Source organism: Streptomyces olivochromogenes (assembly GCF_021538895.1).
Lineage (GTDB): Bacteria > Actinomycetota > Actinomycetes > Streptomycetales > Streptomycetaceae > Streptomyces > Streptomyces olivochromogenes_A.
Genome location: NZ_JADDRL010000074.1, coordinates 1 through 22486, shown reverse-complemented (window position 1 = coordinate 22486; position 22486 = coordinate 1). Strand labels below are relative to the sequence as shown.

At 73.5% G+C, this 22486-nt stretch carries 16 protein-coding genes and 2 pseudogenes; 10 read left to right on the top strand and 8 right to left on the bottom strand.

Annotation, left to right across the window (positions count from 1 at the left end; all coding sequences use genetic code 11):
- Nucleotides 1-20: 20 nt before the first annotated feature.
- Nucleotides 21-1904, bottom strand: a complete 1884-nt coding sequence (locus IPZ69_RS30930) for an ABC transporter ATP-binding protein (protein WP_235457970.1) — start codon at nucleotides 1902-1904, stop codon at nucleotides 21-23.
- A gap of 210 nt (nucleotides 1905-2114) precedes the next feature.
- Between IPZ69_RS30930 and IPZ69_RS30925 the strand changes: the two genes are divergently transcribed.
- Nucleotides 2115-3089 carry a lysylphosphatidylglycerol synthase transmembrane domain-containing protein gene (locus tag IPZ69_RS30925; RefSeq protein WP_374294405.1) on the top strand — a complete coding sequence of 325 codons (975 nt, stop codon included), beginning with the start codon at nucleotides 2115-2117 and terminating at the stop codon, nucleotides 3087-3089.
- Between the two features lie 159 nt (nucleotides 3090-3248).
- A complete protein-coding gene (locus tag IPZ69_RS30920; protein ID WP_235457951.1) occupies nucleotides 3249-4013 on the top strand; it encodes a crotonase/enoyl-CoA hydratase family protein in 765 nt (254 codons plus the stop codon).
- Here the strand turns inward: IPZ69_RS30920 and IPZ69_RS30915 are convergent.
- Both IPZ69_RS30915 and IPZ69_RS30910 read right to left on the bottom strand, forming a co-directional pair.
- Nucleotides 4012-4842 (bottom strand): annotated as a pseudogene (locus tag IPZ69_RS30915) (NAD(P)/FAD-dependent oxidoreductase); the annotation flags it as partial. The gene IPZ69_RS30920 and the pseudogene IPZ69_RS30915 sit on opposite strands and share 2 nt — an antisense overlap.
- Nucleotides 4800-5123, bottom strand: a pseudogene (locus tag IPZ69_RS30910) (FGGY family carbohydrate kinase); the annotation flags it as partial. The pseudogenes IPZ69_RS30910 and IPZ69_RS30915, both read right to left, overlap by 43 nt.
- 353 nt (nucleotides 5124-5476) lie before the next feature.
- Here IPZ69_RS30910 and IPZ69_RS30905 point away from each other — a divergent pair.
- Complete coding sequence (locus IPZ69_RS30905; protein ID WP_235457950.1) at nucleotides 5477-6604, top strand: mechanosensitive ion channel family protein; 1128 nt, start codon at nucleotides 5477-5479, stop codon at nucleotides 6602-6604.
- Nucleotides 6605-6682: 78 nt separating this feature from the next.
- Nucleotides 6683-7015 (top strand): DUF4186 family protein, encoded by a 333-nt coding sequence (locus tag IPZ69_RS30900; protein WP_235457949.1) that lies wholly within the window; start codon nucleotides 6683-6685, stop codon nucleotides 7013-7015.
- Nucleotides 7016-7049: 34 nt separating this feature from the next.
- Here IPZ69_RS30900 and IPZ69_RS30895 read toward each other — a convergent pair whose 3' ends face one another.
- Nucleotides 7050-8624: a M1 family metallopeptidase gene (locus IPZ69_RS30895; RefSeq protein ID WP_235457948.1), complete on the bottom strand. Its 1575-nt coding sequence runs from the start codon at nucleotides 8622-8624 to the stop codon at nucleotides 7050-7052.
- A 295-nt stretch (nucleotides 8625-8919) separates the two neighbouring features.
- On the opposite strand from IPZ69_RS30895, the gene IPZ69_RS30890 reads away from it, so the two are divergent.
- The 3 genes from IPZ69_RS30890 (at nucleotide 8920) to IPZ69_RS30880 (ending at nucleotide 13360) form a co-directional block, all read left to right on the top strand.
- A complete protein-coding gene (locus tag IPZ69_RS30890) occupies nucleotides 8920-11139 on the top strand; it encodes an NADP-dependent isocitrate dehydrogenase (protein WP_235457947.1) in 2220 nt (739 codons plus the stop codon).
- A 134-nt stretch (nucleotides 11140-11273) separates the two neighbouring features.
- The gene (locus IPZ69_RS30885; RefSeq protein WP_235457946.1) at nucleotides 11274-12071 is read left to right on the top strand and encodes an N-formylglutamate amidohydrolase; all 798 of its coding nucleotides are present in this window, start codon (nucleotides 11274-11276) and stop codon (nucleotides 12069-12071) included.
- A 62-nt stretch (nucleotides 12072-12133) separates the two neighbouring features.
- Nucleotides 12134-13360, top strand: coding sequence for a cytochrome P450 (locus tag IPZ69_RS30880; protein WP_235457945.1), 1227 nt, complete (start codon nucleotides 12134-12136; stop codon nucleotides 13358-13360).
- Between the two features lie 35 nt (nucleotides 13361-13395).
- Here the strand turns inward: IPZ69_RS30880 and IPZ69_RS30875 are convergent, their stop codons facing one another.
- From IPZ69_RS30875 to IPZ69_RS30865, 3 genes are read right to left on the bottom strand one after another with little or no spacing between them, the layout of a single operon-like run.
- Entirely contained in the window at nucleotides 13396-13932 is a 537-nt protein-coding gene (locus tag IPZ69_RS30875) for a hypothetical protein (RefSeq protein WP_235457969.1), read from the bottom strand.
- A 5-nt stretch (nucleotides 13933-13937) separates the two neighbouring features.
- A complete protein-coding gene (locus tag IPZ69_RS30870) occupies nucleotides 13938-14576 on the bottom strand; it encodes an RNA polymerase sigma factor (RefSeq protein WP_235457944.1) in 639 nt (212 codons plus the stop codon).
- Nucleotides 14573-16012 (bottom strand): S8/S53 family peptidase, encoded by a 1440-nt coding sequence (locus IPZ69_RS30865; RefSeq protein WP_235457943.1) that lies wholly within the window; start codon nucleotides 16010-16012, stop codon nucleotides 14573-14575. The genes IPZ69_RS30870 and IPZ69_RS30865 overlap by 4 nt, the downstream gene beginning before the upstream one ends.
- Nucleotides 16013-16144: 132 nt before the next feature.
- Between IPZ69_RS30865 and IPZ69_RS30860 the strand changes: the two genes are divergently transcribed.
- Nucleotides 16145-18748, top strand: coding sequence for a CHAT domain-containing protein (locus IPZ69_RS30860; protein ID WP_235457942.1), 2604 nt, complete (start codon nucleotides 16145-16147; stop codon nucleotides 18746-18748).
- Between the two features lie 10 nt (nucleotides 18749-18758).
- Here the strand turns inward: IPZ69_RS30860 and IPZ69_RS30855 are convergent, their stop codons facing one another.
- Nucleotides 18759-20621: a LuxR family transcriptional regulator AbsR2 gene (locus tag IPZ69_RS30855; protein ID WP_235457941.1), complete on the bottom strand. Its 1863-nt coding sequence runs from the start codon at nucleotides 20619-20621 to the stop codon at nucleotides 18759-18761.
- 76 nt (nucleotides 20622-20697) lie between these two features.
- Here IPZ69_RS30855 and absR1 point away from each other — a divergent pair, with 76 nt between their 5' ends.
- On the top strand, nucleotides 20698-21825 hold the full coding sequence (gene absR1, locus IPZ69_RS30850; RefSeq protein ID WP_235457940.1) for a beta-glucuronidase AbsR1: 1128 nt from the start codon (nucleotides 20698-20700) through the stop codon (nucleotides 21823-21825).
- 226 nt (nucleotides 21826-22051) lie between these two features.
- On the top strand, nucleotides 22052-22303 hold the full coding sequence (locus IPZ69_RS30845) for a hypothetical protein (protein ID WP_235457939.1): 252 nt from the start codon (nucleotides 22052-22054) through the stop codon (nucleotides 22301-22303).
- Nucleotides 22304-22486 lie beyond the last annotated feature (183 nt).

Here is a 22486-nt window from a genome sequence, read left to right as displayed (position 1 = left end):
GTTCCGTTTCCCGCCCCCGGTCAGTTCGCCGGCGCCGGCGCCTCCGCGTCCTGTCTCTCGAACTGGGTGCGGTGCAGCTCCGCGTACCGGCCGCCCGCCGCCAGCAGTTCCTCGTGGGTGCCCCGCTCCACGATGCGGCCGGCCTCGACGACCAGGATCAGGTCGGCGGCGCGGACCGTGGACAGGCGGTGGGCGATCACGACGGCGGTCCGGCCGGCCAGGGCCTCGGTCAGGGCCTCCTGGACGGCCGCCTCCGAGGTGTTGTCCAGGTGGGCGGTGGCCTCGTCCAGGATGACCACCTGCTGGCGGGCCAGCAGCAGCCGGGCGATGGTCATGCGCTGGCGCTCGCCTCCGGACAGGCGGTAGCCGCGTTCGCCGACCACCGTGTCCAGGCCGTCGGGCAGGGACCGTACGACCTCGTCGAGGCGGGCCCGGCCCAGGGCGTCCCACAGTTCGTCGTCGCTCGCCGACGGCCGGGCGAGCAGCAGGTTGGCGCGGACGGTGTCGTGGAACAGGTGTCCGTCCTGGGTGACCATGCCGAGGGTGGCGCGCAGGGAGGCCGCGCTCAGGTCCCGGACGTCGACGCCGCCGATCCGCACGGCGCCCTCGTCGACGTCGTACAGGCGCGGCAGCAGCTGGGCGATGGTCGACTTCCCGGCGCCGGAGGAACCGACGAGGGCGACCGTCCGCCCGGGTTCCGCGCGGAAGGACACCCCGTGCAGGACCTCGGCGCCACCGCGGGCATCCAGGGTGGCGACCTCCTCCAGGGAGGCCAGGGAGACCTTGTCGGCGGACGGGTAGGAGAAGCGGACGTCCTCGAACTCCACCGCCACCGGTCCCTCGGGCACCGCGCGCGCGTCCTCCTTCTCCTCGATCAGCGGCTTGAGGTCGAGCACCTCGAAGACGCGCTCGAAGCTCACCAGGGCGCTCATCACCTCGACGCGGGCGCCGGCCAGCGCGGTGAGCGGCGCGTACAGCCGGGTCAGCAGCAGGGCGAGGGACACGACGGCGCCGGGCTCCAGGGTGCCGCGCAGGGTGAACCAGCCGCCGAGGCCGTAGACCAGCGCGAGGGCGAGGGAGGAGACCAGGGTCAGCGCGGTCATGAACACCGTCTGCGAGGTCGCCGTACGGATGCCGATGTCCCGGACCCGGGCCGCGCGGGCCGTGAACTCGGCCGACTCCTCCTCCGGGCGGCCGAACAGCTTGACCAGCGTGGCGCCGGGGGCCGAGAAGCGCTCGGTCATACGGGTGCCCATCGCCGCGTTGAGCGCCGCCGCCTCCCGCTGCATGCGGGCCATCCGGCTGCCCATCCGGCGGGCGGGGATCACGAACACCGGGAGCAGCACCAGCGCCAGCAGGGTGATCTGCCAGGACAGGGTGAGCATGACGGCGAGCGTGAGCAGCAGCGTGACCACGTTGCTGACGACGCCCGACAGGGTGTTGCTGAACGCCCGCTGCGCGCCGATCACGTCGTTGTTGAGACGACTGACGAGCGCTCCCGTACGAGTGCGTGTGAAGAACGCGACGGGCATGCGCTGCACATGATCGAACACAGCCGTCCGGAGGTCGAGGATGAGTCCCTCCCCGAGCGTCGCCGAAAGCCGTCTGCCGAGGATGCCGAGCGCCGCCTCGACGACCGCGATCAACGCGATGAGCAGGGCGAGGCGGACGACCGTACCCTCGTCGCCGTGCGACACGATCGCGTCCACGACGCGGCCGGCGAGCACGGGGGTCGCCACGGCGAGCAGCGCGGTCACCACCCCGAGCAGCACGAAGTACGCGATGCGGCGGCGGTGCGGGCGGGCGAACGCGGCGATGCGGCGCAGCGTGGCGCGGGCGAAGGGGCGGCGTTCCTGTTGCGCGGTCATCACGCTGTGCAGCTGTGTCCACGCTGTGGTCTCCATGCTCATGGGAGAGAAGGTAGAACCTCAAGCATCGTTGAGGTCAATGGCCGGACCACCGCCCGTCCTCCGCAGGACCGCCGCGTCGCCCGCCGGCGGTTCCCGATCCCGAAGGACTCGATGACCATCAGCCCTCAGCCGCTGCCCGTCCGTAAGCCTGTGTCCCCGATTCCGCTACCCGCAGTTGACGCGGCGCGGAAAACCTCTCCGGATGTGACAGCGGTACAACTCCCCCAGCTCCCCCGAGGACGATTCCCCCGACGCGTCCCCGTGCGCCAGATCCTGTGTCTGGTACCGCTCGTGCTGGTCGCCCTGGCGGCCGTCCAGCACCATTCGCTGCTCGCGGAGGGTTTCGGCCATCTGCGGACGGCGTCCTGGCCCTGGCTGCTGGTCGCGGCCGGCGCCACCTGTCTGACCTGGGTCGCGGCCGCCTTCACCCGGCAGGGCGCCGTGATGCAGCCGCTGCCCAAGCGGCGGCTGCTGCTCACGCAGTTCGCGGCGGGCGCGGCCAACCACCTGCTGCCCACGGGGCTGGGTTCGAGCGCCGTGAACCTGCGGTTCATGACCGTGTGCGGGGTACCGCTCGCCCGCTCGTCGGCCGCCCTCGCGCTGTACCTGCTCGCCGAGTGCGTCGGCCGGGTCGGTCTGCTGGCCGCGCTGCTGATCGCCTTCCCGGACGCGCTGCAGGTGGGCACGCTCCTCCCGCACGGGGCGCTCGGCCCGCTGCTGCTGGGCGTGGGAGTGCTGCTGCTGGTCGCGGCGGGCGTCCTGCTGCTGATCCGGCGCGTGCGCACGACCGTGTTCTCCTTCGTACGCACCGCGCTCGGCGAGGCACGCTCGGTGCACACCCGTCCGTCCCGGGCGCTCGCCCTGTGGGGCGGTTCGCTGGCCTTCCCCGCGCTGCAGGCCGCCGGTCTCGCCGCGGTGGGCGTCGCGCTGCAACTGCCCATACCGCCCGCCCACATGGCGCTGGCGTACCTCGCGGCGACGGTGGCGGTGGCGCTGGTGCCCACGCCGGGCGGGCTGGGCTCGGTCGAGGCGGCGCTGATCGTGGCCCTGGTCGCGGCGGGCGGCCCGGCCGCGGTCGCCACCGCGGTGGTCCTCGCCTACCGGATCATCACCGTATGGGTGCCGCTGCTGCCGGGGGCGCTGACCCTCGGGGCGCTGCTGCGCCTGAAGGTCATCTGACGCGGGAACCGCGTCGCGGGCGGGCGTGGCGACGATCACGGGCGGCTTCTCGCCGGCCCGTCCGTCCCGGCCGCGCTCCGGATGGCACAGTGACCTTCCGAGCCAACGCGTCGTGCCCGGACGGGGCCGGCGCCTCGTCGGACGGAAGGAGACCCGCTCATGCCGGTCCGCCTGGAACGCGCGGGACACGTCACCACGGTCGTCCTGTCCCGCCCCGAGGTCCGCAACGCCGTGGACGGCCGGACGGCGGCCGAGCTGGCCGCGGCCTTCCGGGAGTTCGAGGCCGACGCCGACGCCCGGGTGGCGGTGCTGTGGGGCGAGGGCGGCACCTTCTGCGCGGGCGCGGACCTGAAGGCGGCGGGCACGGAGCGCGGCAACCGGGTGGCCGAGGACGGCGACGGCCCGATGGGTCCGACCCGGCTGCGCCTGTCCAAGCCCGTGATCGCCGCGGTGGCCGGCCACGCCGTCGCCGGGGGCCTGGAGCTCGCCCTGTGGTGCGACCTCAGGGTGGCGGAGGAGGACGCCGTCTTCGGCGTGTTCTGCCGCCGCTGGGGCGTCCCGCTGATCGACGGCGGCACGGTACGGCTCCCCCGGCTGATCGGCACGAGCCGCGCGATGGACATGATCCTCACCGGCCGCCCCGTACCGGCCCGCGAAGCGTACGAGATGGGGCTCGCCAACCGCGTCGTGCCCACCGGCACGGCCCGCACGGCGGCGGAGGAACTGGCGGCCTCCCTGGCCCGCTTCCCGCAGGACTGCCTGCGCGGCGACCGCGCGTCGGTCCTGGACCAGGAGGGTCTGGACGAGCCGGCGGCGCTGCGAAGCGAGGTCCGGTACGGGACGCAGGTGCTGGCGGAGGCGTTCGAGGGCGCGGCGCGGTTCGCCGGCGGCGCGGGGCGGCACGGGTCGTTCACGGATCTGTGAGCGGGGGCGGCGGCGCGTCGTGCGCGAGCCACTCCAGCACGGCCCGGCCCACCCGTACACCCTCCCGGGCCGCCGTCCGGGCGTCCACGCCGGGCTGGAGCAGGCCGCCTGCCGCGAAGACGCCCGGGCGTGAGGTGCGCGGGCCGAGGGTGAGGGCGGCTCGGCGGGCGAGTTCGGTCTCCGGGACGAAGTCCCCGGTGAAGACCATCGTGTCGCAGCGCAGGATCCCCGTGCGGCCGTCGCGGTGACGGATGCGGACGCCGGACAGACGTCCGTGGCCCAGGACTTCCGTGACGGTCGTCCCGGTGAGCACGGGGTGGCGGGCGCCCAGGGCGCGGGCGGGGGACGTACGCGGGTGGCGCGACTCGGTGACCATCGCGACCACCTCGGCGCCGGCGGCCCGTACGGTGGCGGCGGCCGCGTACGCGACGTCCTGCGTGCCGACCACCACCGCCCGGTCGCCGATGTGCTGCCGGTGCAGGTGCACCGCCTGCTGCAACTCGCCCGTGGTGTACACCCCGGCGGGCCGGGTGCCCGGCACCAGGCGTGCGGCGCGCGGGCGTTCCCGGGCGCCGGTGGCCAGCACGACCGCCCGCGCGGTGAGCGTCCCGGGTCCCCGCGGGCCGACCGTGGTCACGGACAGCGGGCCGGGCCAGTCCAGGGCGGTGACGCCGGTGCGTACCGTCGCCCCCGCGCCGACGGCCGCCTCGACGAGCAGGCGGGCGTACGCCGGTCCGGTCAGCGGGCGCGTCCAGGTACCGAAGCCGCCGTGCGCGCAGTGGCGGGGCACACCGCCCGCCCGCCGGTCCCGCTCCAGGACCTCCACCCGGGCCAAGGGCGGCCGGTGCCGGGGTCCCAGGCGAGGACGGTCTCGCCCTGGTTCGCCAGCCCCAGCGCCGCCACCGGCTCGTCCGCCTCGGCGAGCGCGCGCCCTCCGGCGACCAGCACCGACTCATACAGTTCGGCCGGGTCGGCCTCCACCCGGCCGCCGGGCAGATGACGGGGGCGTACGGCGGCGAATCCGGTGCCGACGACGCCGCGTTCGGGACAGATCACCAGGGCCTTGGTGCCGGACGTGCCCTGGTCGACGGCGAGCACCGGACCTGTCATCGAGCCCCTCCCCTGGCGATCACTGCGCGACAGCCTGCCGCCCGCCCGCGCACGCCGTCAAGGAACACCGACCGGTCGTCAACTGGCCGACGGGGACGGTCTGTTCGGAGAATATGAGGACAGCGCGGATCGCGCCCCGGACCGGGCAGCCGGCCCCGCGGGTGCCCGGCGCCGGTGCGGGGTACGAACGCGCGCGCCGGATACGGCAGGATGAGCGGGCGCGCCGACCGACGACCCCGTACGGACCGGTGCGACCGCACATCCCGCAACACGAGCAGGTGACACGTGACGAGACTTCACATCCGGCCGTCGGCGGCCTCGTCCGCCGCAGCTTCCCGTCCCGGAGGTGAGCGATGAACCGCGACGTGACCGTGAACGACCTGATCATCGCCGGAATCGCGGTGGCGGCGGGCCTGGTGGCGGCCTTCCTGTCCCGTATGCTGCTGCGCTGGCTGGCCAAGCACGCCAAGCGCACCCGCTGGAGCGGCGACGACGTCGTCGTGGACGCCCTGCGCACCGTCGTCCCGTGGGCGGCGATCGCGGGCGGCGCGGCCGCCGCGGCGGCCGTACTGCCGCTGACCAGAACGGTCCAGAACCACGTCAACCAGACCATCCAGGTACTGCTCATCTTCGCCGTGACGGTGTCGGCGGCCCGGGTGATCGCCGGACTGGTGCAGAGCGTCACGCAGTCCCGGTCCGGTGTCGCCGGTTCGGCCACGATCTTCGTGAACATCACCCGGGTGCTGGTCATGGCGATCGGCTTCCTGGTGGTGCTGCAGACGCTGGGCATCTCCATAGCGCCGCTGCTCACCGCCCTGGGCGTCGGCGGTCTGGCCGTCGCCCTCGCGCTCCAGGACACCCTGGCCAACCTCTTCGCGGGCATCCACATCCTCGCCTCCAAGACCGTGCAGCCGGGCGACTACATCCGGCTGAGCAGCGGCGAGGAGGGGTACGTCGTGGACATCAACTGGCGTCAGACGACGGTCCGCCAGCTCTCCAACAACCTGGTGGTCATCCCCAACGGGGAGCTCGCCAAGACGAACATGACCAACTTCACGCGTCCCGAGCAGCAGTTGACGATCCTGGTGCAGGTGGGCGTGAGTTACGACAGCGACCTGGACCACGTCGAGCGCGTGACCACGGAGGTCATCGCCGAGACCATGTCCGATGTCACCGGCGCCCTTCCCGACCACGAGCCCGCCATCCGCTTCCACACCTTCGGCGACTCCCGGATCGGCTTCACGGTGATCCTCGGCGTGGGCGAGTTCAGCGACCAGTACCGCATCAAGCACGAGTTCATCAAGCGCCTGCACCGGCGTTACCGCGAGGAGGGCATCCGCATCCCGTCGCCCACCCGGACGGTGGCGTTGCAGCAGGGGGCGGTGGTGATCCCGCATCAGCGCGGCAGCGAGGACGCCGCACCGGCTCCGGCGGTCGTCGACGTCGACGTCGACCAGTCGACCGGGAGCGCTCTCCGATAGTCGACCGGGGCCCGCTCCGAAGGCCCCCGGAGCCTGTCCGGCGGGGTCCGCGGGAGGCGGTCGTATGCGCAAAGCGGCATGACGCCTCCCCCGGACCCCTCGCCTTCCGGTCCGGCGCCCGACCGGGCGGCCGGCTCGCCGGGCCGACGGCTGGACGAGATCGCCCGCCACCCTTTCCGCGCGAAGTTCCGTCTGCGCGGACGGGACCGGGCCACCACCGAGTCGACGGGACCATCGGCGCTCCGCCGGCAGGCCCATGACCTGATCGCCGAGCGGCCGACGCCGGCCGTCCCGTACCAGGACGGCGGGCAGACCCCGTACCGCGGCCACCCGGTCTTCGAGGTCGCCGTGATCTGCCGCTGGATCGAGTGCGAGGTGGCGGGCGGGGAGCCCGCCGGCCGCCACCGCTGACGGCGTTTCGCGTCAGCGGTGGCGGCACCCGGCGTCAGAGAGTCGCCGAGTTGTCGTGGTAGTGCCCGCCGCGCAGGCTGTGCGGCGCCGCGAAGGACGTGGCCACCGGGGTGACGGTCCAGTCCGGGTGCCCGGGCATCCGCGGGGTCCTCGTGCCGTACAGCCAGTCCCGCAGGAAGCCGGACTGGTCCTGGCCGGAGACCTCCGAGGCGACGGCGATGTAGTCCTCCGTCGACGCAGAGCAGCCCCGGAAGCGGTCCAGGAAGGCGCGCTCGACGGCGTGGAACACGTCCTCGCCCAGCAATTGGCGCAGCGCGTACAGGACCAGGACGCCACCGAGGTAGCGCTGACTGTCGAAGAGGTTGACCGCGTTGGGCGCGGCGACCGGACCCGAGTCGCGGCGCCACTGGTCGCCGCGGGCGTAGGTGTCCTTCATCCGGGCCTCCAGCGAGGTCAGACCCAGCGAGTCGGCCCAGCCGCGCTCGTAGCGGTACAGCAGCCCGTAGAAGTCGGCGTGGCCCTCGTTCAGCCACAGGTCGGCCCAGGTGGCGGGGCTGACCAGGTTGCCGAAGTAGGAGTGGACCAGCTCGTGCATCATGTGCGAGCCGATCTTCTTCTCCTCCTGGAGCAGGAAGTTCGGCTTGTAGAGGGTGAGGGTCTGGGTCTCCAGGCCCGTGAAGTCGAAGGCGTTCGGGTCGTCGGAGTTGCAGGGCAGCAGACCGTACGTCTCGAACGGGAAGGCGCCCAGCCGCGCCTCCAGCCACTCGACCAGGCCGGGGGTCAGGGCGAGCGCCGGTTCCAGGGCGGCGGCGCGGGCGGTCGGGACGACGTCGCGCAGCGGCAGTCCGTGCGGGCCCTGCCGGTCCTTGACCTGGTAGTCGCCGACGGTGATCTGCACGAGTTCCGTGGCTATCGGCGAGCGGGAGCGGTACGCGTAGGCGGTGCGGCCGTCGTCCAGGGGCTCGGTGTCGACGAGGGTGCCGTTCGCGACGCCGCGCAGCCCCTGGGGGACGGTGACGCGGAAGGTGAAGTCGGCCTTGTCCGAGGGGTGGTCGTTGCACGGGAAGACGGTGTGCGCCGAGTTCGGCTGGGGGCAGACCGCGAATCCGTCCGGGGTGGGCACCCAAGCGGTGTGCGGGAGCGCCCGACGCGGGTCGGCGGAGTACTCGACGCACACGACGGCGTGGGCCTTGGCCCGCAGCGGGGTCGCGGGCGTGACGCGCAGCTTCTCGTCCGCCTGCTCGAAGGCGGCGGTGCAGCCGTTGACGTGCACGGCGCGGATGTCCAGGCCGAGCGCGTCGAGGGAGATACGGGTGAGGTCGTCGGTGGTGCGGATGCGCAGGAGCGCGGTGGCGTCCACCAGCTTGGTCGTGGGGTCGTACGCGAGGTCGAGGTGGTACGAGGAGACGCGGTAGCCGGCGTTCCCCAGGGCCGGGAAGACGGGGTCGCCGAGGGTCTCGGGGCCCGGGGTGCCGTCGCCTTCTCCCCCGTCGCGGCCGGTGGCCCGGCCCGTGGTCGGCAGGGCCTGGGCCGTGGGGCCCAGGGTCAGTGCGGTCGCCGTGCCGATCAGTGCGGCCGCCGGGGCCGTCACTCTGCTGCGATATCTCATGGTCCGCTTTCGCTCGGGCGGCCGGGTGGTCAGATCCGGCCGCCGGTTCAGTGGGCGCTCGCTCGACATGACCACCTGAATCGCGGATTCGGTTGCACAGAAGTACGGATTCCGTACAAGCGGGCAGGAAGGCCCGGCGGAGCGGCGGGAAGGCCCGGGGATCCGGTCACGTGGCGACGACATTCGGTCGCCCCGGGTACGGGACGCTCCCGACTCGCGGACCCCTGTCGAGCGTGGGTCGATCACGAGATATCTTGATGTCGAGCAATGTTGCAGACGTGGAGCGGAGCACCCGGTGACTGACTCGACCATCATCTACACCTACACAGACGAGGCCCCGGCCCTGGCGACGCATTCGTTCCTGCCGGTGGTCCAGGCGTATGCCGCGCAGGCGGGTGTCACCGTGGACACCCGTGACATCTCGCTGGCCGGGCGCATCATCGCCGTCTTCCCGGAGTACCTGAACGAGGACCAGCGCATCCCGGACGCGCTCTCCGAGCTGGGCGAGCTGGCCAAGACTCCCGAGGCCAACATCATCAAGCTGCCGAACATCTCGGCGTCGATCCCGCAGCTGAAGGCCGCGGTCGCCGAGCTGCAGGGCAAGGGCTACGCGCTGCCGGACTACCCGGACGACCCGAAGTCGGACGAGGAGCGCGACATCCGCGCCCGCTACGACAAGATCAAGGGCTCGGCCGTCAACCCGGTCCTGCGCGAGGGCAACTCCGACCGCCGCGCCCCCGCCTCGGTCAAGAACTACGCCAAGACCCACCCGCACCGCATGGGCGCCTGGAGCTCCGACTCCAAGACCGACGTCGCGACCATGGGCGTGGACGACTTCCGCTCCACCGAGAAGTCCGCCGTGATCTCCGAGGCCGGCTCGCTGCGCATCGAGCTCAAGGGTGACGACGGCTCCACCACGGTGCTGCGCGAGTCCGTACCCGTCCTCGCCGACGAGGTCGTCGACGCCTCCGTGATGCGCGTCGCCGCCCTGCGCGAGTTCCTCACCGCGCAGGTCGCCCGCGCCAAGGAGGAGGGCGTCCTCTTCTCCGTGCACCTGAAGGCCACGATGATGAAGGTCTCCGACCCGATCGTCTTCGGTCACGTGGTGCGCGCCTTCTTCCCGAAGACGTTCGCCCAGTACGGCGAGACCTTCGCCGCGGCCGGCCTGACCCCGAACGACGGTCTGGGCGGCATCTTCAAGGGCATCGAGGCCCTGCCGGAGGGCGCCGCGATCAAGGCCTCCTTCGAGGCCGAGCTCGCCGAGGGCCCGGCCCTGGCGATGGTCGACTCCGACAAGGGCATCACCAACCTGCACGTGCCGTCCGACGTGATCGTCGACGCCTCGATGCCGGCCATGATCCGCACCTCCGGCCACATGTGGGGCGCGGACGGCCAGGAGGCCGACACCCTCGCGGTCCTGCCGGACTCCTCCTACTCCGGCGTCTACCAGGCCGTCATCGAGGACTGCCGCGCCAACGGCGCCTACGACCCGGCCACCATGGGCTCCGTCCCGAACGTCGGCCTCATGGCGCAGAAGGCCGAGGAGTACGGCAGCCACGACAAGACCTTCGAGATCCCGGTCACCGGCACGGTCCGCCTGGTCGACGCGGCCGGCAACGTGGTCCTGGAGCAGACGGTCTCCGCCGGCGACATCTTCCGCGCCTGCCAGACCAAGGACGCCCCGATCAAGGACTGGGTGAAGCTCGCCGTCACCCGCGCCCGCGCCACCGGCGACCCGGCCGTGTTCTGGCTGGACGAGACCCGCGCGCACGACGCCAACCTGATCGCCAAGGTCAACGCGTACCTGGCCGAGCACGACACCGAGGGCCTGGACATCCGTATCCTCGCCCCGGTCGAGGCCACCAAGCTGTCGGTCGAGCGCATCCGCCGCGGCGAGAACACCATCTCGGTCACCGGCAACGTGCTGCGCGACTACCTGACCGACCTCTTCCCGATCCTGGAGCTGGGCACCAGCGCCAAGATGCTGTCGGTCGTCCCGCTGATGGCGGGCGGCGGCCTGTTCGAGACGGGCGCCGGCGGCTCCGCGCCGAAGCACGTCCAGCAGCTGGTCAAGGAGAACTACCTGCGCTGGGACTCCCTGGGTGAGTTCTTCGCCCTGGTGCCGTCCTTCGAGCAGTACGCGAAGACCACGGGCAACGCCCGCGCCCAGGTCCTCGCCGACACCCTCGACCGCGCCACGGCGACCTTCCTCAACGAGGACAAGTCCCCGACCCGTCGCGTCGGCGGCATCGACAACCGCGGCAGCCACTTCTTCCTGTCCCTGTACTGGGCGCAGGAGCTGGCGCGGCAGACCGACGACGCGGACCTGGCCAAGGCGTTCGCGGCGTTCGCCGAGACCCTCGCGGCCAACGAGCAGAAGATCGTCGACGAGCTGATCGCGGTCCAGGGCAAGTCGGCCGACATCGGCGGCTACTTCCAGCCCGAGAAGGCCAAGGCGGACGCGGTCATGCGCCCGTCGGCCACCTGGAACGAGGCGCTCGCGTCCCTGAGCTGACGCGAGCGGCCGACGGCCGTTCCCCCCGTATGACCCCCGCCCCGGTCGGCAGTGCCCGACCGGGGCGGGGTCGTTCACCGGTCCGCCCGTCCACCCGTGCGCCCGTCCCCCGACACCACTCTCCGGAGCGGCCCGTGTCCCGTCCCGCATCGTCCTTCGAGGTTCTGCCCGGCGCGGACGACTCGCCCGTGATCCTGCACGTGCCGCACTCGGCGCGCGAGGTACCGGCCGCCGTGCGCGCGGGCATCGTGCTGGACGACGCCGCGCTGGAGCGGGAGCTTGACCACATCACGGACGCGCACACGGCGGAGCTCGCCGAGCGGGCCGCCGCGCTGTGCGGGCTCGTGCCCTGGCGGTTCGTCAACCGGCTGTCGCGGCTGGTGGTGGACCCGGAGCGGTTCCCCGACGAGCGGGAGGAGATGCTCTCGGTGGGGATGGGGGCCGTGTACACGCGGACCACCCACCGCGCTGAGCTGCGGCCCGCGGACACCGATCCCGAGCCCCTGATCGAGCGGTACTTCCGGCCGTACGCGCGGGCGATGACCGAGGCCGTGGCCGACCGGCTCGCGGCCACGGGCCGGGCCGTCGTGATCGACGTGCACTCCTACCCCACGGAGGCGCTCCCGTACGAACTGCACGGCTCCGGCCGCCGGCCGCCGGTCTGCCTGGGCACCGACGCCTTCCACACCCCGCCGGAGCTGACGGCACTGGCGCGGCAGGCCTTCGCCGGGTGCGGGGAGACGGGGCTGGACAGCCCGTTCAGCGGTACGTACGTGCCGCTGGAGTTCTACGGCCGGGAGCCCCGGGTCGGCGCCCTGATGATCGAGATCCGCCGGGACACCTACATGACCGAGCCCGGCGGCCCACCGGGGCCGGGCCTGTCCCGGCTGGCGTCGGCGCTGGCGGCCCTGGTCGACGGCGTCACCCGCTGACCTCCCCTCCGGCTGGAGCACCCCCGCAGGACACCCGACGGCCGCCGTACCAGGGTGAAGGCATGACGACCGAGGAGATAGGCACGCTCACCGGCCAGGCCGCGCCGCCCGTACGGGACTGGCCCGCCCTGGACCTGGAGGGCACGGACTTCGACCCGGTCCTCGCGGAGCTCATGCGCGAGGGTCCGCTGACCCGCATCCGCCTCCCGTACGGGGACGGCTGGGCCTGGCTCGCCACCCGCCACGAGGACGTCAGGGCGATCACCAACGATCCGCGGTTCAGCCGTACGGAGGTCGCCCGGCGTCAGGTGACCCGGCTCGCCCCGCACTTCAAGCCCCGCCCCGGCTCACTGGCCTTCGCCGACCAACCCGACCACAACCGGCTGCGCAAGCCGGTCGCGGGCGTGTTCACCCAGGGGGCGATGAAGCGGCTGCGGCCCCGCGCGCAGGAGATCCTCGACGACATGGTCGACGGGATCGTACGGGACGGGCCGCCCGCCGATCTCGTCGAGCGCGTGCTGGAGCCGTTCCCGATCGTCGTGGTCAGCGAGGTCATGGGCGTGCCGGCCGCCGACCGGGAGCGGGTGCACGCCTGGACCCGGCAGATCATCTCCACCTCCGGCGGGGCGGATGCCGCCGACCGCGCCAAGAACGGCCTGTACGACTGGATCACCGAGACCGTCCGGGCCCGCGCCCACGGCATCGGCGACGACGTGTACACGCTCCTCGGCGGCGCCGTGGCGCAGGGCGGGATCAGCGAGGAGGAGGCGGTCGGCCTGGCCGGTCCGCTGCAGATCGGCGGCGAGGCCGTCACCCACAACTGCGGCCAGATGCTGTTCCTGATGCTCACCCGGCCCGAGCTGATGGACCGGATGCGCGACCGCCCCGAGGCCCGCGACACCGTCCTCGACGAGCTGCTGCGCTACATCCCGCACCGCAGCACCGTCGGGCTGGCCCGCATCGCCCTGGAGGACGTCGAACTGCACGGCGTTCGCATCGCCGCGGGCGAACCGGTCTACGTCTCCTACCTGGCCGCCAACCGCGACCCGGACGTCTTCCCGGACCCCGACCGCATCGACCCGGACCGCACCCCCAATCCGCACCTCGCCTTCGGCAACGGCTCGCACTACTGCACGGGTGCGGTCCTCGGCCGCCTGCTGACCGAGCTGCTGATCAACACCCTGCTGGACCGGCTGCCGGGGCTGCGCCTGGCGGTTCCGGCGGACGAGGTGGCCTGGCGCCGCAAGACCATGATCCGGGGCCCGCAGACCCTGCCGGTCAGCTGGTAGCAGGGTCTACGGCCGGGCTGATAGCCGGACGGCTCCTAGGCCCGCAGCCACTCCGTGACGATCACGTCGCCGCCGGCGCGCAGCCGCAGCGCGAACGGCCCGGCGGGGGGCGTGTCGCTCATGAAGCGGCCCATGTCGTCCACCGGGACGGGAGCCGCCGCCTGCGGTCCGCCGAGGACCTCTATGCGGGCGGACTGGGGCGGCAGCACCTGCCCCATCAGGCCCTCACCGGTGACCTCGACGTCCACGGTCAGCTCGCCGGCCCGGAAGGTCAGCATCCGCGGCGGGTCCGTCGCCCCCCGCACCGGGATGGCGTCGACCAGGGAGTCGAAGGTCAGCTCGGCGATCCGCGCGTCGAGGTCGTGCAACGCGTACGCCTCCAGGGCGAGTTGGCGCAGCTCGGCCGGGACGGGGTCCAGGATGGCCGCGGCCTGGCGCAGTTCCTCCTCCAGGAGGCCGGCCCCGAAGTCGGCTTCGAACGCGGCCTCGTCGAAGGCCTCTTCGCCGAACTCGTCGCGGTCCGCGTCACGGCCCCGGTCCGGGCCGACGCCGTCGTGGTTCTGGTGGTTCATGTCGCTCACAGCGCCCCCCGTGCTTCCAGTCGTGCCTTCAGCCTGCGCAGACAGCGCTGCCGGAGCGGGCCGATGCTGCCGACCGCGATCCCCAGCGCGGCCGACACGTCGACATAGCTCGGCGGCGGCGAGGCCATCAGCACGCGCAGTAACTGGCGGCAGCGCTCGCCCAGTTCCTCGAACTCCTGCCACAGCCGGCGGATCCGCTCGGCCTCGGCGGCCGCCTCCTCCGAGTCGATCAGCGTCTGCTCGGGCGTCCGGTCCTCGCTGACCCGGTCCAGGACCTGCGGGTCGTCGGTCGGCATCAGCCGGGTCAGGCTCCTGATCACCTTCAGGCACTCGTGCCGGGCCGTGCTGGCCAGCCAGGAACCCGCCTTCTCCGGTTCACGGATCCGGCCGAGGTTCTGGGCGAAGCGGAACCACACGGTCTGGTACACCTCGTGGCCGTCCGCGTCGGAGAGCCGGTGCGCGCGCACCACGGACCACACCAGCGGGCTCAGCCCTTCCACCAGCGCCTTCCAGGCCGCCGCGTCACCGTCGACGGCGGACTGGACCAACACGCCGACCTCTGCTCGGTCCACGGCCTCACCCCTCGTGTACGGCCTGTCATCGTACGCCGTGGAGGGGGCCGTTCCGGACCTCATGCGGGAGGTGCCAGTCGCACGACGGGTACCGGGCGCCAGGTCGCCGGACGCAGCGCCGGGACGTGCGCCCCGCGCACTTCCGCGTACTCGGTGTTGGTGTCGAGCAGCTGTTTGCGCGCCGCGCGCGGGTCGCGCTCCTTGTGCGCCGTCATATGGGCGGCGACCAGCCCGGCGGCGACCGGCGTGGCGAACGACGTGCCGCTCCAGTGCGCGAAGCCGTCGAACATCACCTGGTCCGCCTTTCCGGGCGTGGTGATCCGCTGCTCGCTCAACACCCCGGTGTGGCGCGGGTACTGGCAGGTACAGGCGTAGGTGAAGCCGAACCGGCAGTGGTCGTAGGTGGTGTGCTGGTAGACGTACGGCACGGGCGCGTCGAAACCGGCCAGGGGGCTGGTCAGTTGCTCGCCGGGGGCGTAGACCTTCACCCAGCCGCCGTGGTTGGTGAAGCAGGCGCCGAACTCGCCGTCGCTGCGCAGCGCGCCGACGGACAGCACGACGTTCTCGTACCCGGGCACGTCGGCGTAGGCGGCCGGCCAGAACGGGGTGGCGCTGGCGTTGTTGCCGGCGGCCGCGACCAGCAGGGTGCTCTGCTCGTCGCGCAGGGCCTGCATGAAGCTCTCCACGCCGAGCAGTCCGTGCGCGCTGCCGTTCGGCGTGCCCGCGGAGAGGCTGATGATGTCCGGCCAGCCGTACCGGTCGACGGCGTCGAAGAGCTTCTCGCCGAACTCGGACTCCAGGATGGCGCCCGCGTCGTTGAGCGTGTTGCTCACGTTGATGTCGGTATTGGGCGAGAGGGCCGCCACGAGCCCGGCGATGAACGTGCCGTGGCCGACGTACTGCTGGAGGATGCCGGCCGCGTCGACCTCGTCGACCTGCGGGTCCCCCGTGACATGGGCCATGAGCGGGTAGGAGCCGAAGTCGTGCACCAGGCCGGTGTCGATGACCAGCACGCCGACCGCCGTGTCGGCGTCGTACGTCGCCTCGGCCGGGGCCGGGTTGGGTGTCTGCGTGAGCAGGGCCGGGACGGGCTCGGCCGGGTTGCAGGCGTTGACCGTGGTGGACACGACGTGGTTGCGGCTGATCAGCCGACGGCCCGCGCGTCCCTCCGGCTCCCGCAGGGCCCGCAGGGCGTGGGCGACGGCGCGGTCGCCCCCGCGGTCCCCGTGGCCGGGGTCGCCGACCTGGATGCGGGTGACGCCGGTCCGGTTGGTCTCCGGGCCCGCCCGGCGCACATGGTCCGCGACCAGGCCGGTGGCCGCGGTGAAGTGCGCGCGCACGGTGTCCTCGACGACCCGTGCCTCCTCTCCGTCCCGGGCGAGCACGACGCCCTTCTCGTAGAAGAACTCGGCGGAGTCGTCCGGCCCCATCGCGAGGGGGACGTCCGGCATCGAGCGCTGGATCTGGTCGAACTGCTCGTGGAATCGCTGTGGTGCCATGGCGTGTCCTCCCACAGAGGCGGCGGTCGTCAGTCAGAGCGGTGTGGCGTTGAATTGATACAGCGTCGAACCGACCCGATACCCCGTCAAACCCATATGACCTGTATGCGGAGGGCCACTACCATCCAAGACGTGACAGCGGGAAGCGACTCGGTTCTCGAACTGCTGCCGATGGTGTTCGCCGCCCCCAACGAGGCCGTGGCGCGTGCGGAGCTGGTGCTCGACACCGATCCGTCGCCCTTGCACGCCTCCGTCGCCCACCAGGTGATCGGCATCTGGCAGCGGGACTTCGGGGACCTGCGCATCGCCCTGCGGCATCTGCGGCGCGCCCGTGACCTGGCGGCGCGCGCACAGGAGCCCGAGCGGGAGGCGGACGTCCTCGCCACGCTGGGGGTCGCATTGGTGCACGCGGGGCGCACGAGGCAGGGGTTGGCGGCGTTCGAGCGGGGTGTCGCGCGCGGCAGCGGGCACACCCGGGCCCGCGTGCTGTACCGGCGCGCCTACGTCTGGTGGGTGCTGGGCCGTCATCGGGAGGCGCTGGAGGACGTACGCCGCGCGATCCCCGTGCTGCGGCAGCTGGCCGACGTGATCTGGACGGCGCGCGCGCTGACCCTGCGCGCCACCGTCCATCTGGCGCTGGGCGCGGTGGACCGGGCGGACGCCGACTTCGCCGCGGCCGAGCGGCTGTGGGAGACCACGGGCCAGGAGCACGACAAGGCCGACGCGGTGGAGAGCCGGGGGCTGGCCGCGTTCCGCTCGGGCGACATCCCGGCCGCGCTGCGGCTGCTGGACGAGGCCGAGGAGCGGTACGCCAAGCTCGGCACGCCGATGTTCATGCTGTACATCCGGCGCTGCGAGGTGCTGATGGCCGCCGGGCTGGCCCCGGAGGCGCTGGCCGAGGCGGACGCGGCGATCGCGGTGCTCGACGAGATCGGCGGACAGTCCACCCGAAAGGCGGAACTGCTGCTGGCCGCCGCGCGCGCCGCACGGCTGGCGGGCGACGCGCCCACGGCCATCGCCCGCGCGGCCGTCGCCGTACGGCTGTTCGCCGGACAGCGGCGCCCCTGGTGGGAGACCCATGCCCAACTGGTGCTCATAGAGGCCCGGGTGGCGGCCGGGCGCCGGTCGGGGCGGCTGGTCGCCGACGCGGCGGCGGTCGCCGAACGCCTGGCGTCCTTCGGTTCACCGGCCGCGCCGGAGGCCTCGCTGCTCGCGGGCCGGATCGCGCTGTCCCTGGGCTGGACGGCGGACGCGGAACGGCATCTGGCCGTGGCCGCGCGCAGCAGACACGGCGGGCCGCCGCTGGCCCGGATGACGGGCTGGGCCGCGCAGGCGCTGCGGGCGCGGGCGGCCGGCTCCGGACGCGGCGTCCTGGAGGCCTGCCGGCGCGGGCTCGACGTCCTCGACGACCACCGGACGACACTGGGTGCCTCGGAGCTGCGGGCCCGGGCCACCGCCCAGGGCGCGGAGCTCGCGGCGCTGGCCCAGCAGGCCAGCCTCGACCACGGCGGGCCGCGCCGGCTGCTGAGGTGGAGCGAGCGCTGGCGGGCCACCGTGCTGTCGGCGCCGCCGACCCGGCCGCCCGCCGACCCGGCGCTGCTGCGGGGCCTGACCGCGTTCCGGGAGATCGCGGCCCGCGCGGAGGCGGCCCGGATGGACGGACGTCCGGTGCCCGCGCTGGAGCGCGAACAGCGGCGCCTGGAACGGGAGATCCGCTCCCGCACCCACCACATGCGCGGTGACGCGCCCGGCGGCGGGGACCGCTTTGACCCGGCCCGGCTGCTGGACCGGCTCGGCGACGGGCGGCTGGTGGAACTCGCCGTGCTCGACGGCCGCGTGCAGGTGCTGCTGTGCGGGCAGGGGCGGGTACGGCGGTTCGAGGGCGGGGCGCTGAAGGAGGCGGTGGCCGAGGCCGAGCACGTACAGGCGGGGCTGCGGCGGCTCGCCCACCCGGGCGCGGAGGCCAGGCTGCCGCTGGTGGAGGCAGCGGGCCGGCGCCTGGAGGAGCTGCTGCTCGGCGGGGCGGTGGCGCACCTCGGCTCGGGGCCGGTGGTGGTGGTCCCGCCCGGCGCGTTGCACCGGGTGACCTGGGCGCTGCTGCCCTCGCTGCGGGACCGGGTGCTCAGCGTGTCGCCGTCGGCGGGCAGTTGGCTGCGCGCCCGGGAGACCGAGCCGCCGCCCCGCGGCGGGCACGTCCTGGTCCGCGGCCCGGGTCTGGCCACCGGCGGCGCCGAGGTCCCCGAACTGGCCGACCGCTACGGCACGGCCAAGGTCCTCGAACACGACGACGCGCAGGTCCCCCGGGTGCTGGACGAGCTCGACGGCGCCGCCCTGGCGCACATCGCCGCGCACGGGACGTTCCGCGCGGACAGCCCGCTGTTCTCCTCGCTGCGGATGGCCGACGGCCCGCTCATCGTGCACGACTTCGAGCGCCTCGCCCGCAGCCCGTACCGGATCATCCTGTCCAGCTGCGACACCGCCCGGCTCGCCTCGGTCGGCGCCGACGAACTCCTGGGCCTGGTCACGGCCTTGCTGCCGCTGGGCACCGCCGGGGTGGTGGCCAGTAGCGCGCCGGTCAACGACGAGGCGGTCGTGCCGCTGATGATCGCCCTGCACAAGGGCCTCGGCGCGGGACTGTCCCTGGCGGAGGCCCTGCGCGACGCCCGGGCCGCGCTCCCGGGCGACGCCGTGCATCAGGCGACCGGGTGGGCGTTCGCCGCGTTCGGGGCGGCCTGAGGCGACCCGGTCACGCCGACTGCTCGTCCGGCAGCTCCACCAGCCAGGGCAGGGCGCCCCGGTCGCCGGCGCCGAGGCGGGTGTAGGCGCCGTAGAGGTGGTTGCCGACCGTGCGGACCGAGAGGGTCAGCCGCTCGGCGATCTGCCGGTTGCTCAGTCCGGCCGCCGCGAGGGTGACGATCTGCCGCTGCCGCGCGGTGAGTTCACCGAGGACCAGGCCGGACAGTGCCGGGGTGCGGGCGCCCTGGCAGCGGCGGGCCAGGGCGAGCGCCCGGGTGCGGGAGGTGCGGGCGGCGCGCGGGTCGCGGTGGGCGCGTACGGCCTGGGCGTGCGCCTCGGCCGCGAAGAGCAGGAAGCCGCGCGCCTCCAGGGCCTCGGCGGCCCGGTCCAGGGCGGGGCCGTCGCCGCGGGCGACGGCGTCGGCGTGCCGGGCGAACGGCCCGCCGTCCGGGAGCCGCCCGGCGGCGGCACCGGGTGCGCCGAGTCGTACGGCGTCGTACAGGCCGTACGCGCCGTCCCCGCTGTCCGGGTCGAGCTGGTGCAGGGCACCGTCGAGGTCACCCCGGGCGGCCGCCGCCCAGACCCGAACCTCGACCGGCAGCGGCGAGACATCGGACTCGTCCGCCGCAGGCCGGCCGGCGGGCGCGACCACCGATTCCCCCATCTGCGCGGCGGCCAGGGCGAGTTCGGTACGGCAGGACGCGTCCCCCGGCGTCGTCCGCAGTCCCTCCCTCGCCCAGGCCGCCGCCTCCCGCAGCTCCCCCCGAAGCCGCGAGAACCGGGCGCGCACGGCCGCGTACCGCGTCGGCACCGGCGCGCCCTGCTCGGCCAGCCACTCCCCCACCGGAGTCGGCACGGCCCGTACGTCCGTCGCGTCGATCGCGCGGGCCAGCGCGGCCCGTTCGGTGTCCAGGGCCGGTGCGCACTCCTGTGGGGTGCGGGCCAGCCGCCGGGCCCGCAGCGTTCCGGCGGTGGCCCGCAGCGCCGGGCCGTGCAGCGGGTGGGTCAGCCGGACGCCGCCGCGCTCGTCGACGCGGATCAGGCCGTCGGCCTCCAGTCGTTCGAGGGCGTCCAGGTCGAGCTCGCCCAGGTGCGGCGGCAGGGGCTCGGCGAAGGCGAGGCGCTCCAGGGTGCCGCGTTCGGGCCGGTCCAGCAGGGGCGCCACGCGCTCGCGCACGGTGGCGGTCACGGGCAAGGGGCCGCGCCAGGCCCGTTCGTCCGTTCCCGGGACCGGGGTGAGCGGCCCGGACTCGCGCAGTGCGCCGAGCAGGTCGCGCAGCAGGCGCAGGTCGCCGTGGCACAGCCGGTGCAGGCGGTTGACGGTGAGCGGCTCCGCGGCACCGGCGGTGGCGATGAGGGCGGCCGTCTCCTCGCGGGGCAGCGGTTCCAGGGCGAGACGCGGCAGGAGTTCGCCGGTCCACAGCCGCAGGACCGCGCCGGGCACCGGGGCGCCGTCGGCGACGATCACGATCAGGCGGGTGCGTCCGTGCACGGCGAGCTGGTGGACGAGGCCGGCGGAGGCCTCGTCGAGCAGATGGGCGTCGTCGACGACGAGAAGGCGTACGCCGCACAGCAGTTGGACCGCGCGGTGCAGCGTGACCGTCTCGGGAAGCAGGTGCGCGAACGCGGCGAAGGAGAGCTCCCGGGTCTGCGGCGTGCCGGTCACCCGGGCGCAGTCGGTGCCGCGGACGGCCTCCGTGACGAGCCGGGTCTTGCCGCTGCCGGCCGGCCCGGTCACCACGATGCCGTGCCGTCCCGCCGTCAGGGACCGGCGGATCAGCTCCAGTTCGTCCTCCCGGCCGGTGAACGGCCAGGGCAGTTCGAGGGTGTTCGCGTCCCGTTCGTAAGTCGTCACGTCTATGAGAGCCCGCATACTCACCCCTGATACAGGGCGACTTGAGTAGCCCCCGACTCAGGCGCCGGAGCAGGGCCGACGGCAGGCTGTGCGCATGACCGCCCGCTACTGCTCACTCGCGCAGCGGCCCGCCCCCTCCTACGCGCCGGGGCTGGCCGCCGAACGGCTGAGCGCGCTGTTGTGCGGGCGGCAGATGTGGGTCAACGGCACAGTCCTGCACTACTACTTCTTCGACGCGGGCTCCGACACCGACGGCTCGGTGATCGCCGTACCGGGGACGGGTGAGACCCGCCGGGTGCCGTGGGGCGGCGCCAAGGAGCAGCAGGACGTGGTGCGGGAGTGCTTCCAGGAGTGGAGCGACCTCGGCCTCGGCGTGTCCTTCGCGGAGGTCTCCGACCGCCGGGAGGCGGAGCTGCGGATCGGGTTCCAGCCCGGCGACGGCTCCTGGTCGACGGTGGGCCGGGACGCGCTCTCGGTCGGTCTGAACGAGCGGACGATGAACTTCGGGTGGGACCTGACCGTCCCGGGGCAGCGCGGGACGGCCCTGCACGAGATCGGGCACGGGCTCGGCATGCTGCACGAGCACCAGAGCCCGTTCGCCGGCATCCACTGGGACGACGAGGCGGTGTACGCCGATCTGGCGGGCCCGCCGAACTTCTGGAGCCGGGACAAGACGTTCTTCAACATCCTGCGCAAGCTGCACCCGTCCGAGGTGAACGGCTCGGTCTGGGACCCGCAGTCCATCATGGAGTACCCCTTCGGATCGGGGCTGATCCTGGAGCCGGAGCAGTACCGAGCGGGTCTGCACCCGCCGGGCGGCCTGTCGCCGGCCGACAAGGAGTTCGTGCTCCGCTGGTATCCGCCCGCCGGTCCTCACCCGGTCTCGAAGCGACCGGACCGGGGGGACCCGCACCGGCCGGCCGCGCTGGCGCCCTTCCGCTCGGCGCCGCTCAGCCTCGGCCCGGGCGAGCAGGCCGACTTCACCGTCGAGCCGCCGGAGACCCGCGAGTACACGGTGGGCACGTTCGGCGACGGGGACAGCGTCGTGGTGGTCTTCGAGGAGCGCGACGGCGAGCCGCGCTATCTCGCGGGCCGCGACGACGGGGGCACACCGCACAACGCCGCGCTCAAGGTCCGGCTCGTCAAGGGCCGCCGCTATTTCGTCCGCGTCCGGCTGTACTCCACGTGGGGGTCGGGGGAGACAGCCGTCATGTGCTGGTGACAGCACGCCGACGCGGATGCCGGGACCACTGTCCGGCGCCGGGGGAGCGGTCGAGGACGTCGCCTTCGGGGGAGGGTGACGTCCTCGACCACGCTCGGCTCCACCGGCGGGGCGACGGACGGAATCCCGCCCCGCCGGTGATCTTCCCGAAGCGGTCGAGTTGCCGGGCGGCCGGTGTACCGGTGCGCTGAAGGTGGGCCGCCGCGCCGGGAAGGAGCCGGATCCCATGGCCGAGGACCCACGTACCGGAACCGGGGAGGTACCCGGAGCCGTGCCCGAGACGTTCGTGTTCGCGTGCCGCGGCTGCGGTTACGTCTGGCAGGCCGTCTTCCAGGTGGTGTTCTTCACCGACCCGACCTCGCTGTACACCCAGGAGTACGTCGACGAGGCCGGCCGGGCCATGCGCTCGCCCCTGACGGACGCGGTGTGCCCCCGCTGCGGCGGGCGGCGGGTCCGGGTGACGGCGCCCGGCGGGTAGGGGCGCTCACCCGAACGGCCCGGTGCGGTTGGTCGGTCGCCGCGCGTGGTGGTGACGTGGAGGGACCTGCCGCGCTTCGAGGAGGCCGTCGCGATGAACCGTCCGTCCCGCCCCGCGCGTGTTCTCGCCACCGCTCTGGCCGCGGGGACACTGCTGGGCACAGCGGCCTGCTCTCAGGACGGT

What these genes read in the sequence shown, in the direction of transcription:
- IPZ69_RS30930 (WP_235457970.1), bottom strand. Translation starts at nt 1,904, where the DNA reads ATGGAGACCACAGCGTGGACACAGCTGCACAGCGTGATGACCGCGCAA.
- IPZ69_RS30920 (WP_235457951.1), top strand. Translation starts at nt 3,249, where the DNA reads ATGCCGGTCCGCCTGGAACGCGCGGGACACGTCACCACGGTCGTCCTG.
- IPZ69_RS30905 (WP_235457950.1), top strand. Translation starts at nt 5,477, where the DNA reads ATGAACCGCGACGTGACCGTGAACGACCTGATCATCGCCGGAATCGCG.
- IPZ69_RS30900 (WP_235457949.1), top strand. Translation starts at nt 6,683, where the DNA reads ATGACGCCTCCCCCGGACCCCTCGCCTTCCGGTCCGGCGCCCGACCGG.
- IPZ69_RS30895 (WP_235457948.1), bottom strand. Translation starts at nt 8,624, where the DNA reads ATGAGATATCGCAGCAGAGTGACGGCCCCGGCGGCCGCACTGATCGGC.
- IPZ69_RS30880 (WP_235457945.1), top strand. Translation starts at nt 12,134, where the DNA reads ATGACGACCGAGGAGATAGGCACGCTCACCGGCCAGGCCGCGCCGCCC.
- IPZ69_RS30875 (WP_235457969.1), bottom strand. Translation starts at nt 13,932, where the DNA reads ATGAACCACCAGAACCACGACGGCGTCGGCCCGGACCGGGGCCGTGAC.
- IPZ69_RS30870 (WP_235457944.1), bottom strand. Translation starts at nt 14,576, where the DNA reads ATGAGGTCCGGAACGGCCCCCTCCACGGCGTACGATGACAGGCCGTAC.
- IPZ69_RS30865 (WP_235457943.1), bottom strand. Translation starts at nt 16,012, where the DNA reads ATGGCACCACAGCGATTCCACGAGCAGTTCGACCAGATCCAGCGCTCG.
- IPZ69_RS30855 (WP_235457941.1), bottom strand. Translation starts at nt 20,621, where the DNA reads ATGCGGGCTCTCATAGACGTGACGACTTACGAACGGGACGCGAACACC.
- absR1 (WP_235457940.1), top strand. Translation starts at nt 20,698, where the DNA reads ATGACCGCCCGCTACTGCTCACTCGCGCAGCGGCCCGCCCCCTCCTAC.
- IPZ69_RS30845 (WP_235457939.1), top strand. Translation starts at nt 22,052, where the DNA reads ATGGCCGAGGACCCACGTACCGGAACCGGGGAGGTACCCGGAGCCGTG.